This is a genomic window from Streptomyces sp. NPDC107581, assembly GCF_055657175.1.
The window spans coordinates 463494-475559 of the sequence record NZ_JBVKBH010000004.1 but is presented as its reverse complement, the minus strand read 5'-3'; the positions used below and the strand labels follow the sequence as shown (position 1 = coordinate 475559).

The following is a 12066-nucleotide window of genomic DNA, read 5'->3' as shown; positions in this document are numbered from 1 at the left end:
CTGGTCGGTCCGACGGTGAGGAAAGAGGATCACCGGAGCGCGGTCACGAACCCCGCCCAGCTCCCGGGGGAGAAGAGCAGCGCGGGTCCGGCCGGGGCCTTGGAGTCGCGCACGGCGAGCAGTCCGGCCCACGGGCCGGAGTGCGGCCGGGCCGTCTCCACGCAGTTGTTGGCTCCGGTGCTGTAGCTGCTGCGCAGCCACCGCACGTGATCCAGATCGGTACTGGCAGGGACGTTACGAGGCAGTGCTGGCATGGTGCCTCCTTACGCGCCGTCACCCATCCCGGCGATGTAATCCAACGAGTCCTCGGGTGAAAGGGCGTGGATCTGAAGGGTGTTGAAGGCCTCCGTGTAGGCCACGAGGTCTTCTTTCCGTTCCAGATAGAGGCTACTCGTCAACTGGTCGAGAACAACAACATCCAGATCAGAAGTGCTCGGAAATGAGAAGATAACGAAAGGCCCCGTGAGGCCGACATGCGCCCCCGCGGCGAACGGCAGTACCTGGAGCCGCACTTGGGGCAGGCGGGCTGCCTCGACCACCCGGGCCAGCTGCCGCGCCATCACCTCCGGCCCGCCGACATCGCGTCGGAGCACCGCCTCGTCCAGCACCGCGCTCAGCGCCAGCGGCGGATCCGAACGCAGCACGTCCTGCCTGGCCAGCCGCACCTCCACCAGTGCGTCCAGCCGCTCCTCGTCGACCCCCTTCACGGCCGCCCGGGTCACCGCGCGGGCGTACTCCGGTGTCTGCAGCAGACCCGGGACCACCGTGGTCTCCAGGGTGCGCATCCCGCTCGCCTGCGACTCCAGGCTGATGAAATCGCGGTAGGTGGCCGGCAGGATCCCCCGGTAGGCGTGCCACCACCGGCTGCGGCTGCCCGCCTCCTCGGACCCCGCCAACATCAGCAGCAGCTCCCGCAGTTGGCCGTCGCGCACCCCGTAGGCATCCAGAAGTAACCGCACATCGGCCGGTTTCACGCCGCTCGCGCCGGTCTCGATGCGGCTCACCTTCGACTGGTGCCAGCCCACCAGACGGGCCGCCTCGCCACTGGTGAGTCCCGTCCCCGTGCGCAGTGTGCGCAACTCGGCGCCGAGTTTGCGGCGCCGTACCGCGGGACCGTTCTGCATGGGGTACTCCTTACTCCTTCCGGGCCGCCCAAATACGGTCTCTCGTCGCAGAGTTCACCGCTTTGAGCGACAGATATATGCATATCCCGGTGGATCGCTCCCCGGACCGGCCCGGTGATGGCAGTCTGGCGACGAAGCACCAGTGCGGGACCGTACTCGAACCATCCGCTCTCCGTCGGACTGCGGCCCGTGGGAAAGGGACGACGTCGCCATGGCAGACCATCTGGAAGCATCCGTCACTCTGCCGAGCGATCCCGCCTCGGTCTCCGCTGCCCGCTCCTACGTGGTGGGCACCCTCGAGGAATGGGGCCTGCCGCCGGACACCGACGTGGCCGACACCGTGCGGCTGATCGTCTCCGAGCTCGCCACCAACGCCGTACAGCACACCTTCGGTCAGTCACCCACCTTCACCGTCGACCTCGCCCTGCACCGCGACGAACAGCTGCGCATCGGTGTGACGGACAGTCATCCGCGCTTTCCGAAGAGACTGCCCGCCGCCGTCCAGCAGGACAACGGGCGCGGCATGGTCATCATCCGCTGGCTCACCGCCGAGTGCGGCGGCAAGCTACGCGTCCGCCCCACCCGCGAGGGCGGCAAGACGGTCTCGATCGAACTCCCCTGGAGCATCCCGGCGGAGCCGGTCCCGGCGGGACAGCCGGAGCCCTAGTCCGTGCTCCCGGCCACCGGGCGCCATCGGGCCCGTGCGCGACCAGGCACGGCCGCCCCTCCGCGGACACCCGTCGCCATCGTGGCGGCGCAGCCCTTCCACCCGGTCGGGCGACGGCCCGGAGAGCCGGGTGCTGACGCACCGGTGTCTGCCGCCGAGGCTCGGCCTCGGCGTGTGGTGGCGCTCCTGGCGGACCGGCTCGGCAGGTGACTGCGCCGGCCCCGGGGCGCCCGCAGCATGCGGGCGCCCCGGGGCCGGCGCTGACCGCGCGGGGAGCGGCCCTTTTGCCGGAGCCGCTCCTGCGCTGAGCCGGGGTCAGCTGACCCGGCCGTACCAGACGCTCCTGGTCCAGATCCTCTCCAGCCGCACCACGGCGCCGGTCCTCGGGGCGTGCCAGATCTTGTTCTTCCCGGCGTAGATACCGACGTGGTAGACGCTGGAACCCGAGTGGAAGAACACCAGATCGCCGGCCTTGCGGCTCCCGGCCGAGATGTGGTGCGTCCGGTTGTACTGCTGGGCGGCCGTACGCGGCAGCTTCTTGCCCGCCTTCTTGAACGAGTACAGCGTCAGCCCCGAACAGTCGAACCTGCGCGGCCCGGTGGCCCCGTACTGGTAGGGCGAGCCCTTCTTCGAGGCGGCGATCTGCAGTGCTTTCGTCGCTATGGTGGCGGCCGAGGCATCGGTGGCGAGCCCCGGGACCATGATCGAGCCGCCCACGGCGGCGAGGGTGAGGGCCGAGGCCGTGCCGGCCCGGGCCATCAGCGACGGGACACGATTGAGCGCAGTCATGCGCAACCCTTCGTCAGCCGCCTGTGAAGGATGACCTGTCGGATTCGGGCTGGCGAAGTTGCCCGGCCGCGTTGCTGCGGCTTCACCCCAAGGGCTGCTCGGCACGACCGTCCGTCTGCGACGAACGTCCGTCCCGGCGACCCGTCTTGCTCGGGTCCTCCACTCCTGCCGATCCACTCCTGTCGACCGGTCATCCGGGCGGCGGCAGGACTCGGCGTCCGCCCGGACCGCCCCGCCGCGGTGGCGGGGGCTTGTCGTCAGACAGGGATCTTCACTCACAACTGTCCGAAAATCCCAATGGAATCGGGGGTTTGTGGCGTTACTCACCACTCACCCGTTCGGGTGGACAGTGTCCTGTTCGAGTCGCCGTCAGGTCCCGCACGTACCCTCCGACCTGGGGCGGAGCACTTACGCATGACCCTCAAACCCGTTGTGTGCGCAAGTCGTGAGGCCCGGAAAACGATCGGGATATACCCCGGTCGGCGGTAGACCGTTCGGGCCGTTTGAAGTTCGGCCCGGACGGTCCGTCGACACGAACGGCCCGCCGGGTCTCATCCGTGTCCGGACGGGTCGACGCAGTCGGGCGGGAGCGTGACGCGCGCAGTACGGCGCTCGCCGTCCAGCACCCGCAAGGCCCGTGCCAGCGTGTCCCCATGCAGCTCCGTCTCGCCCCGCTGGTGCATCAGGGTCAGGGCGTCGCGCAGCTCGGACGCCTTGCGCACCAGGGCCTGCGCCGCGCGCAGCCCGCGGTAGGTGTCTCCGGACTGCGCCGGGTTGATGCGGCCCAGCAGGTCGACCGCCTCCAGGTAACGGTCGATCAACTCGCCCTCGGCGCGGGTCAGCGCGGGCAGCGGCGGAAGCTCCGGCAGCATCGGCGGCTCACCCCGCATGCCCGGCGCCGGGCGCCGTCCTGCGGCTGGGCACGACGCCGTCCACCAGGCCGTACGCCAGCGCGCCCGGCGCGTCCAGCACCAGGTCCCGCTCCAGGTCCCGGTGGACCTGCTCCGCGCTGCGCCCGGTGTGCCGCACCAGCATCTCCTCCGCCACCGCGCGCATCCGGGTCAACTCCTCGGCCTGGATGAGGAGGTCGCTCAGCTGTCCCTGGGCCGGCTCGGTCAGCGCGGGCTGTTCGAGCACCACCCGGGCGCCCGGCAGGATGAACCGCTTGCCCGGTGTCCCGGCCGCGAGCAGTACCGCGGCGGCGGAGGCGGCCTGGCCCAGGCAGTAGGTCTCCACGTCGCAGTCGACGTACTGCATCGTGTCGTAGACCGCGGTCAGGGCGGTGAACGAGCCGCCCGGGCAGTTGACGTACAGGGTGATGTCCCGGTCCGGTGCCGCGTGTTCGAGCTGCATGAACTGCGTGATCACATCGGTCGCCGCCGTGTCGTCCAGGCGCGTCCCGAGGAAGACGACCCGGCTCTCGAACAGCTTCGAGTAGGGATCCAGCGTGCGGTGGCCCGTGCCCGTGCGCTCGGTGAACTCGGGCAGGACGTGACGGGCGGACGGTCGGGTCATGGGCATACCCCTCCTCCAGGCGGGGCACCGGCGGCCCCGCTTCTGTAAAAAATGTACAGGACGTACGTGACGTTATGATGGACGCATGGCCTACGAGATTCCGGTGACGCAAGCCAGGGCTGAGCTCGCCGACCTGATCAACCGGGTGGTGTACGGCGGTGAGCGCGTCGTCGTGACACGGCACGGCAAGCCGCTCGTCGCGCTGGTCTCGGCCGACGACCTGGAGCGGCTCGAGGCCCTCGGTGAAGCGGAACCGGCCGAGGAGCAGGTGGCCAGTTCGGTCTCCCGTGTCCACGAGGTCGCGCCCGCGACCCGGGACCGGCAGCGCTTCGGCATCGCGGCGGAGCACCGGGGGCCCGGCCGCCCGTAACCGGGCGCGGGGGCCCGGCCGTCCGTGACCGAGGGCGGGCTCCGGCCGTCCGTGGTCGGGGCGGTGGAGGGCCGGCGTCCCGCGGTCGGGACGGTGGGGCCCGGCGTCCCGCAGTCGGGTATGAGCGAGCCCATCGCGCAGTCATACGCCGATCAAGGGCTGGTTAACGTCGTTGAAACTCCGGCGAACTAGCCTGCCGATCCACGTCACCAGGGGTTTTTCTGCCCGGATTCGTCACTGTCGGGGCAAATTTGTCTGTGTGTTACACCTATCCCGTCGTGGTGGCTGCGGCAACCGGACCCCGCACGGTCCGGAGCAAGGACTGTGAGGTGCGACGTGCAACTGACCCCGCACGAACAAGAGAGGCTGCTGATCCATGTGGCGGCCGACGTGGCCGAGAAGCGCAGGGCCCGAGGGCTCAGGCTCAACCACCCCGAAGCGGTCGCCCTCATCACCTCGCACATCCTCGAGGGCGCACGGGACGGCCGTACCGTCGCCGAGCTGATGTCCTCCGGCCGCAAGATCCTGACCAGGGACGACGTCATGGACGGGATCCCGGAGATGATCCACGACGTTCAGGTCGAGGCCACCTTCCCGGACGGCACCAAGCTCGTCACCGTCCACGAGCCGATCATCTGAGGGGCCCGCGATGATTCCCGGAGAGGTTCTTTTCGCGGACGGCCCGGTCGTCTACAACGAGGGCCGCGAGGTCACCCGGCTGACCGTCCTCAACGCCGCCGACCGGCCCGTCCAGGTCGGCTCCCACTACCACTTCGCCGAGGCCAACCCCGGTCTGGAGTTCGACCGCGCCGTCGCGCGCGGCAAGCGGCTGAACGTCGCCGCCGGCACCGCCGTGCGCTTCGAACCCGGCATCCCCGTCGACGTCGAACTCGTCCCCCTCACCGGCGCGCGGATCGTGCCCGGACTGCGCGGCGAGACCGGAGGTGCCCTCGATGCCTGAGATCTCCCGCGACGCCTACGCCGACCTGTTCGGCCCCACCACCGGTGACCGCATCCGGCTCGCCGACACCGATCTGCTGATCGAGATCGAGGAGGACCGCTCCGGCGGCCCCGGCCGCTCCGGTGACGAGGCGGTGTTCGGCGGCGGCAAGGTCATCCGCGAGTCCATGGGCCAGTCGCGCGCCACGCGCGCCGACGGCACCCCCGACACGGTCATCACCGGGGTCGTCATCGTCGACCACTGGGGGATCGTCAAGGCCGACGTCGGCATCCGCGACGGACGGATCACCGGCATCGGCAAGGCGGGCAACCCCGACACCATGGACGGGGTCCACCCCGACCTGGTGATCGGCCCCGAGACCGAGGTCATCGCCGGCAACGGACGGATCCTCACGGCCGGCGCCATCGACGCGCACGTCCACTTCATCTGCCCGCAGATCGCCGACGAGGCGCTCGCCGCGGGCATCACCACCCTGGTCGGCGGCGGCACCGGACCGGCCGAGGGCTCCAAGGCGACCACGGTGACGCCCGGACCCTGGCACCTGGCCCGGATGTTCGAGGCGATGGAGCAGTACCCGCTCAACGTCGGCTTCCTCGGCAAGGGCAACACCGTCTCGCACGACGCGATGCTCTCCCAGATCCGCGGCGGCGCACTCGGCCTGAAGCTGCACGAGGACTGGGGCTGCACCCCGGCCGTCATCGACGCGTCTCTGACCGTCGCCGACCGCACCGGCATCCAGGTCGCCATCCACACCGACACCCTGAACGAGGCCGGTTTCGTCGGCGACACCCTCGCCGCCGTCGCCGGCCGGGGCATCCACGCGTACCACACCGAGGGCGCGGGCGGCGGGCACGCGCCGGACATCATGACCGTGGTCTCCGAGCCGCACGTGCTGCCCAGCTCCACCAACCCGACCCGGCCCTACACCGTCAACACCGCCGAGGAACACCTCGACATGCTGATGGTCTGCCACCACCTCAACCCCGCGGTCCCCGAGGACCTGGCCTTCGCCGAGTCCCGGATCCGGCCGTCCACCATCGGCGCGGAGGACGTCCTGCACGACCTCGGCGCCATCTCGATCATCTCCTCCGACTCCCAGGCCATGGGCCGTGTCGGCGAGGTCGTCCTGCGCACCTGGCAGACCGCGCACGTGATGAAGCGGCGGCGCGGCGCGCTGCCCGGCGACGGGCGGGCGGACAACCGCCGGGTGCGACGCTATGTCGCCAAGTACACGATCAACCCGGCGCTCGCCCAGGGCCTTGCCCGCCACATCGGCTCCGTCGAGCCGGGCAAGCTCGCCGACCTGGTGCTCTGGGAGCCCGCCTTCTTCGGGGTCAAACCGCACCTCGTCATCAAGGGCGGCCAGATCGCGTACGCACAGATGGGTGACGCCAACGCCTCCATCCCGACGCCGCAGCCGATCCTGCCCCGGCCGATGTACGGGGCCATCGGACGCGCGCCGGCCGCCAACTCGTTCAACTTCGTGGCCCCGCTCGCCGTCGAGGACGGGCTGCCGGAGCGACTCCAGCTGGGCAAGCGCTTCGTCGCCATCGAGTCGACGCGCGGGGTGACCAAGGCGGACATGCGGGAGAACGACGCGCGCCCCCGGGTGCGGATCGACCCCGACAGCTTCGCCGTGCACATCGACGGCGAGCTGGTCGAGGCGGCACCGGCCGTCGAACTGCCCATGGCCCAGCGCTACTTCCTCTTCTGATGAGCAGGGCAGCACTGCTCGTCCTGGCCGACGGCCGCTTCCCCGCCGGAGGGCATGCGCACTCCGGCGGGGCGGAGGCCGCCGTCAAGGCGGGCCGGATCACCTCCGCCGCGAGCCTGGAGGACTTCTGCCGGGGGCGGCTGCACACCGCCGGACTGGTCGCGGGGGCGCTGGCCGCTGCCGCCGTCCTGGGCGTCGAGCCCCGGGAGCTGGACGCGGCGGCCGACGCCCGTACGCCCTCGCCCGCACTGCGGGCCGCCGCGCGCAGGCTCGGCCGGCAGCTGATGCGGGCCGCACGGGCCGGCTGGCCGTCGGCCGAACTCGACGCGCTGGCCCGGGAGTTCCCCAAGGGCGCCCACCAGCCGGTCGTCCTCGGCCTCACCGCCCGCGCGGCCGGGCTGGCGCCCGAGGACGCGGCGTACTGCGCGGCGTACGAGAGCGTGAGCGGACCGGCGACGGCCACCGTGCGGCTGCTGAGCCTCGATCCGTTCGACGCGACGGGCGTGCTGGCCCGGCTCGCACCGGAGCTGGATCGCGTCGCGGCCGCGGCGGTCCGAGCGGCAGGGAGGGTGGCCGACGAGGGCGTCGACGCGCTGCCCGCCGCGTCGGGGCCGTTGCTGGAGGTCGGGGCGGAGTGGCATGCCGCCTGGCCCGTACGACTGTTCGCTTCCTGACCCGGGGGCTGTACCCCCCGGACCCCCGCCGGCCCGAACGGCCCCGTCTCGGACGCCGGACGGGCCCGACGACGCCGGACCTGGCTGAAATGGAGCCGTTGCAATGCATCTCGACCACACCCACGAGGGCCCTGCCGCCGTCAGCGCCGACGCCCACCGCCCCGACGGCTCGCGCCGCGCCCTGCGCATCGGCCTCGGCGGCCCCGTCGGGTCCGGGAAGACCGCGACGGTCGCCGCGCTGTGCAGGTTGCTGCGCGACGAGCTGTCCCTGGCCGTCGTGACCAACGACATCTACACCCGTGAGGACGCCGAGTTCCTGCTCCGGGAGGCCGTGCTGCCGCCCGAGCGGATCACGGCCGTGGAGACCGGCGCCTGCCCGCACACCGCGATCCGCGACGACATCTCCGCCAACCTCGAAGCCGTGGAGGACCTGGAGGACGCGGTCGGGCCGCTGGACCTGATCCTCGTGGAGTCCGGCGGCGACAACCTCACCGCGACCTTCTCCAAGGGGCTCGTGGACGCGCAGATCTTCGTGATCGACGTGGCTGGCGGCGACGACATCCCGCGCAAGGGCGGCCCCGGTGTCACCACCGCCGATCTGCTCGTGGTGAACAAGACCGACCTCGCGCCCCACGTCGGATCCGACCTCGCCCGGATGGCCGCCGACGCCAAGGCACAGCGGTCCGAACTCCCGGTCGTCTTCCAGTCGTTGCGCGCCGAGAGCGGCGTCACGGAGGTGGCCGCCTGGGTGCGGCAGCGGCTCGGCGCGTGGACGGCATGACGGCGACCGGAGTCCGGGCGCACGCCCGGATCGAGGCCCGCCCCGACGGGCGCGGCGGTACGGCACTGCCCGTACTGGACGGCGACGGACCGCTCGCGCTGCGCCGCACCCGGGCGAGCGGCGGCGAGGCGCGGGTCATGGTCGTCGGCGCGATGAGCGGCCCGCTCGGCGGCGACCGCTTCGCGCTGGACGCGCGCGTGGCGGAGGGCGCCCGGCTGCACGTGGGGTCGGCCGCCGCCACCATCTCGCTGCCGGGCCAGGACAAGGGTGAGGCGCGCTACGACGTGCGGCTCGACGTGGCCGACGGCGCCGAGCTGCGCTGGCTGCCCGAGCAGCTGATCGCGGCCGGCGGCAGCGACCTGTACGTCACCACCCGGGTCGAAGCCGGCGCCGGGGCGCGGCTGGTGCTGCGCGAGGAGCAGGTGCTCGGACGGTACGGGGAGGAACCCGGCCGGCTCACCAGCCGGCTCACGGTCCGGGTCGCGGGCCGTACCGTCCTGGACCAGGAGCTGTCCTGCGGGCCCGGAGCGCCGGGCGGCTGGGACGGGCCCGCCGTACTCGCCGGACACCGTTCGGTCGGCCAACTGGTCGTGGTGCAACCCGAGTTCGTCGATCAGCCGGCCGTCCCACGGATGCTGGGGGAGAACGCGGCCCTGATACCGCTCGCCGGGCCCGCCGTACTCGTCAGTGCCGTGGCCCCCGACGCGCTCAGGCTGCGGCGACTGCTGGACGAGGCGCTGACCCTGCTCGGACCGGCGGGCGCGCAGAGGGCGAGCTGACGGAGGTCCGGCTGCCGTCGTCGGGCCGGTTGCCGTCGAAGGTTCGGTTGCCGTCGTAGGGCCGGTTGCCGTCGGAGGTCCGGCTGCCGTCGGAGGGCCGGTTGCCGTCGGAGGGCGGCCTGCCCCTCGTCGGTCCGCTCAGCCGGACGCGGTCGTCCGTTTATCGGATTGGTAAAGAAAGGTCTGCGCCCCCTGTTCTCAGGCGGCTCACAGCCGAGAGGATCCCCGCCTGACCATTCGAAGATGCAGGGGGAGGGGCCAACTTGAGGGAGAACAGACCGAAAAGCCGTCTGCTGGCGCTCGGTTCCGCCGGAGCACTCGTCACGGCGACCTTGATAGCCGGCGCGGTGTCGGCGCCCGTGGCCAGCGCCGACGGCCGCCACGGAGGCGACCGCGAGGCCCGGGGCGCCGAGATCGCCGCCGCCCGTGCCGCCAGGGCCGGCATCGACTGGCAGGACTGCCCCGCGGACTGGGGGCTGGCGAAGCCCATCCAGTGCGGCTGGGTCAGCGTGCCGCTCGACTACGCCAAGCCCTACGGCAAGCAGATCGAGCTCGCCGTCGACCGCGTCGGCAACACCGGCACCCCGCAGGAGCGCCAGGGCGCCCTCGTGTACAACCCGGGCGGTCCCGGCGCCTCCGGGATGCGCTTCCCGACCCGGATCACCAACAAGAACCCCGTCTGGGCGAACGTCGCCAAGGCCTACGACTTCGTGGGCTTCGACCCGCGCGGTGTCGGCCACTCCGCGCCCGTCTCCTGCATCGATCCGCAGGAGTTCGTCAAGGCGCCCAAGGCCGACCCGGTTCCGGACACCGAGGCCGACAAGAGGGCCCAGCGCAAGCTCGCCCGCGAGTACGCCGACGGGTGCGCCGAGCGCAGCGGCGCCGTGCTGCCGCAGATGACCACCCCGAACACCGCCCGCGACCTGGACGTCATCCGTGCCGCACTGGGCGAGAAGAAGCTCAACTACCTGGGCGTCTCCTACGGCACCTACCTCGGCGCCGTCTACGGCACCCTCTTCCCGGGCCACCTGCGCCGGATGATCGTCGACAGCGTGGTCGACCCGTCGCGCGAGAACATCTGGTACAAGGCGAACCTCGAACAGGACATCGCCTTCGAAGGCCGCTGGAAGGACTGGGAGGACTGGGTCGCCGCGAACGACGCCGCCTTCCACCTCGGCACCACCCGCGCCGCCGTGCAGGCCGAGTGGCTGGAACTGCGCGCCACTGCCAAGAAGAACCCCATCGGCGGAGTCGTCGGCCCGGCCGAGCTGATCTCCTTCTTCCAGAGCGCCCCGTACTACGACTCCTCGTGGGTGCCGGTGGCGACGGTCTTCAGCAAGTACGCGGCCGGGGACACCAAGGCGCTCGTCGACGCGGCCGCCCCCGACCTGTCGGACACGGCCGGCAACATCGGCGCGGAGAACGGCAACGCCGTCTACACCGCCGTCGAGTGCGCCGACGCCAAGTGGCCCGCCAGCTGGCACAAGTGGGACCGGGACAACACCCGGCTCAACCAGGACTACCCGTTCATGACCTGGGCCAACGCCTGGATGAACCTGCCCTGCGCCACCTGGCCGACGAAGCAGCTGACCCCGGTGCACGTCACCACCCACCGCGGCCTGCCGCCCGTGCTGATAGTGCAGTCCACGCGGGACGCGGCGACGCCGTACCCGGGCGCCGTCGAACTGCACAAGCGCTTCAAGGGCTCCCGTCTGATCACCGAGAAGGACGCGGGCTCCCACGGTGTGACCGGCCTGGTCAACCCGTGCATCAACACCCGGGTCGACGCCTATCTGATCGACGGCAGGCTGGACACCTCCGACGTGACCTGCACGCCGCACGCCACGCCCAAGCCGTAACCGCACCGCTGCGGCGACGAGGGGCGGCCGGACTCTCCGGCCGCCCCTTCGCCGTCAGCCGAGCGGTGCCCTGGGGAACTTGCGGTCCTTCTTCTCCGCCTTCTTCTCCGCCGTCTGCTCCGCCTTGGCGACGGCCGCGTACTGGTCGACGTACTCCTGCTCGGACAGCATGAGGATCGCGTACATGATCTCGTCGGTGACCGCCCGCAGGATGGCCTTCTCGTGCTCCATGCCGGCGTAGCGGGAGAAGTCGAGCGGCTTGCCGAAGCGGATCACGACGGGATGCATGTGCGGGACCACCTTGCCGGGCGGCTGCGCCTCGAAGGTGCCGATCATCGCGCAGGGCACGACCGGCACCCGGGCCCGCAGCGCCATGACCGCGACACCCACCTTGCCCTTGTACAGCCGGCCGTCGTGCGAACGGGTCCCCTCCGGGTAGATGCCCAGCAGTTCGCCCTTGCCCAGTACGCCGAGCCCCTCGCGGATCGCGGCCTGCCCCGCATCCTTGCCCGAGCGGTCCACCGGGATCTGCCCGGCACTGCGGAAGAAGAACGCGGTGAGCCGGCCCTTGATGCCGGGGCCGGTGAAGTACTCCGCCTTGGCGAGGAAGGTGATCCGGCGCTTCAGCATCGCCGGCATCAGGAAGTGGTCGGAGAACGACAGATGGTTCCCGGCGACGATCGCCGGACCCGAAGCCGGTACGTTCTCCAGGCCCTCGATCCGCGGACGGAAGACCAGCCTGAGCAGGGGGCCGAGCAGTACGTACTTGAGCAGGTAGTAGAACAAGGGGTCGCTCCTCACTCGGGCGGATCGACACAGCGTAAGTGCGCAGG

Annotated in this window: 15 protein-coding genes and 1 riboswitch; of the genes, 9 read left to right on the top strand and 6 right to left on the bottom strand. The window is 71.3% G+C overall.

Annotation, left to right across the window (positions count from 1 at the left end):
• Window positions 1–29 precede the first annotated feature (29 nt).
• Window positions 30–254 carry a DUF397 domain-containing protein gene (locus ACZ7P3_RS12180; protein ID WP_472080807.1) on the bottom strand — a complete coding sequence of 75 codons (225 nt, stop codon included), beginning with the start codon at window positions 252–254 and terminating at the stop codon, window positions 30–32.
• Between the two features lie 9 nt (window positions 255–263).
• Window positions 264–1124: a helix-turn-helix domain-containing protein gene (locus ACZ7P3_RS12175; RefSeq protein WP_472080806.1), complete on the bottom strand. Its 861-nt coding sequence runs from the start codon at window positions 1122–1124 to the stop codon at window positions 264–266.
• Window positions 1125–1335: 211 nt separating this feature from the next.
• Between ACZ7P3_RS12175 and ACZ7P3_RS12170 the strand changes: the two genes are divergently transcribed.
• Window positions 1336–1791 (top strand): ATP-binding protein, encoded by a 456-nt coding sequence (locus tag ACZ7P3_RS12170; protein WP_472080805.1) that lies wholly within the window; start codon window positions 1336–1338, stop codon window positions 1789–1791.
• A 315-nt stretch (window positions 1792–2106) separates the two neighbouring features.
• Here ACZ7P3_RS12170 and ACZ7P3_RS12165 read toward each other — a convergent pair whose 3' ends face one another.
• From ACZ7P3_RS12165 to ACZ7P3_RS12155, 3 genes are all read right to left on the bottom strand, one after another.
• Complete coding sequence (locus tag ACZ7P3_RS12165) at window positions 2107–2580, bottom strand: C40 family peptidase (RefSeq protein ID WP_362695065.1); 474 nt, start codon at window positions 2578–2580, stop codon at window positions 2107–2109.
• Between the two features lie 3 nt (window positions 2581–2583).
• A riboswitch (cyclic di-AMP (ydaO/yuaA leader) is annotated at window positions 2584–2713 on the bottom strand.
• 418 nt (window positions 2714–3131) lie between these two features.
• Window positions 3132–3452, bottom strand: a complete 321-nt coding sequence (locus ACZ7P3_RS12160; RefSeq protein WP_472080804.1) for a hypothetical protein — start codon at window positions 3450–3452, stop codon at window positions 3132–3134.
• 7 nt (window positions 3453–3459) lie between these two features.
• A complete protein-coding gene (locus ACZ7P3_RS12155; protein WP_472080803.1) occupies window positions 3460–4095 on the bottom strand; it encodes an ATP-dependent Clp protease proteolytic subunit in 636 nt (211 codons plus the stop codon).
• An 85-nt stretch (window positions 4096–4180) separates the two neighbouring features.
• On the opposite strand from ACZ7P3_RS12155, the gene ACZ7P3_RS12150 reads away from it, so the two are divergent.
• The 8 genes from ACZ7P3_RS12150 to ACZ7P3_RS12115 all read left to right on the top strand — a co-directional run bounded on the left by ACZ7P3_RS12150 (window position 4181) and on the right by ACZ7P3_RS12115 (window position 11233).
• A complete protein-coding gene (locus ACZ7P3_RS12150; RefSeq protein ID WP_472080802.1) occupies window positions 4181–4465 on the top strand; it encodes a type II toxin-antitoxin system Phd/YefM family antitoxin in 285 nt (94 codons plus the stop codon).
• Window positions 4466–4801: 336 nt separating this feature from the next.
• A complete protein-coding gene (locus ACZ7P3_RS12145) occupies window positions 4802–5104 on the top strand; it encodes an urease subunit gamma (protein WP_393881931.1) in 303 nt (100 codons plus the stop codon).
• 10 nt (window positions 5105–5114) lie between these two features.
• Entirely contained in the window at window positions 5115–5426 is a 312-nt protein-coding gene (locus ACZ7P3_RS12140) for an urease subunit beta (protein ID WP_472080801.1), read from the top strand.
• The gene (locus tag ACZ7P3_RS12135; protein ID WP_472080800.1) at window positions 5419–7140 is read left to right on the top strand and encodes an urease subunit alpha; all 1722 of its coding nucleotides are present in this window, start codon (window positions 5419–5421) and stop codon (window positions 7138–7140) included. Before ACZ7P3_RS12140 ends, ACZ7P3_RS12135 begins: the two co-directional genes overlap by 8 nt.
• Window positions 7140–7814 (top strand): urease accessory protein UreF, encoded by a 675-nt coding sequence (locus ACZ7P3_RS12130; protein WP_472080799.1) that lies wholly within the window; start codon window positions 7140–7142, stop codon window positions 7812–7814. Before ACZ7P3_RS12135 ends, ACZ7P3_RS12130 begins: the two co-directional genes overlap by 1 nt.
• 103 nt (window positions 7815–7917) lie before the next feature.
• Window positions 7918–8595, top strand: a complete 678-nt coding sequence (gene ureG, locus ACZ7P3_RS12125; RefSeq protein ID WP_472080798.1) for an urease accessory protein UreG — start codon at window positions 7918–7920, stop codon at window positions 8593–8595.
• The gene (locus ACZ7P3_RS12120) at window positions 8592–9374 is read left to right on the top strand and encodes an urease accessory protein UreD (protein WP_472080797.1); all 783 of its coding nucleotides are present in this window, start codon (window positions 8592–8594) and stop codon (window positions 9372–9374) included. The genes ureG and ACZ7P3_RS12120 overlap by 4 nt, the downstream gene beginning before the upstream one ends.
• 263 nt (window positions 9375–9637) lie before the next feature.
• Window positions 9638–11233, top strand: coding sequence for an alpha/beta hydrolase (locus tag ACZ7P3_RS12115; RefSeq protein WP_472080796.1), 1596 nt, complete (start codon window positions 9638–9640; stop codon window positions 11231–11233).
• Between the two features lie 54 nt (window positions 11234–11287).
• On the opposite strand, the gene ACZ7P3_RS12110 is transcribed toward ACZ7P3_RS12115, so the two are convergent.
• On the bottom strand, window positions 11288–12019 hold the full coding sequence (locus ACZ7P3_RS12110; RefSeq protein WP_472080795.1) for a lysophospholipid acyltransferase family protein: 732 nt from the start codon (window positions 12017–12019) through the stop codon (window positions 11288–11290).
• Window positions 12020–12066: the final 47 nt, after the last annotated feature.

Bases quoted from the DNA above. Each gene is read 5' to 3' on its own strand.
- ACZ7P3_RS12140 (WP_472080801.1), top strand. From the start codon at position 5,115: ATGATTCCCGGAGAGGTTCTTTTCGCGGACGGCCCGGTCGTCTACAAC.
- ACZ7P3_RS12180 (WP_472080807.1), bottom strand. From the start codon at position 254: ATGCCAGCACTGCCTCGTAACGTCCCTGCCAGTACCGATCTGGATCAC.
- ACZ7P3_RS12175 (WP_472080806.1), bottom strand. From the start codon at position 1,124: ATGCAGAACGGTCCCGCGGTACGGCGCCGCAAACTCGGCGCCGAGTTG.
- ACZ7P3_RS12165 (WP_362695065.1), bottom strand. From the start codon at position 2,580: ATGACTGCGCTCAATCGTGTCCCGTCGCTGATGGCCCGGGCCGGCACG.
- ACZ7P3_RS12150 (WP_472080802.1), top strand. From the start codon at position 4,181: ATGGCCTACGAGATTCCGGTGACGCAAGCCAGGGCTGAGCTCGCCGAC.
- ACZ7P3_RS12170 (WP_472080805.1), top strand. From the start codon at position 1,336: ATGGCAGACCATCTGGAAGCATCCGTCACTCTGCCGAGCGATCCCGCC.
- ureG (WP_472080798.1), top strand. From the start codon at position 7,918: ATGCATCTCGACCACACCCACGAGGGCCCTGCCGCCGTCAGCGCCGAC.
- ACZ7P3_RS12120 (WP_472080797.1), top strand. From the start codon at position 8,592: ATGACGGCGACCGGAGTCCGGGCGCACGCCCGGATCGAGGCCCGCCCC.
- ACZ7P3_RS12160 (WP_472080804.1), bottom strand. From the start codon at position 3,452: ATGCTGCCGGAGCTTCCGCCGCTGCCCGCGCTGACCCGCGCCGAGGGC.
- ACZ7P3_RS12130 (WP_472080799.1), top strand. From the start codon at position 7,140: ATGAGCAGGGCAGCACTGCTCGTCCTGGCCGACGGCCGCTTCCCCGCC.
- ACZ7P3_RS12155 (WP_472080803.1), bottom strand. From the start codon at position 4,095: ATGACCCGACCGTCCGCCCGTCACGTCCTGCCCGAGTTCACCGAGCGC.
- ACZ7P3_RS12135 (WP_472080800.1), top strand. From the start codon at position 5,419: ATGCCTGAGATCTCCCGCGACGCCTACGCCGACCTGTTCGGCCCCACC.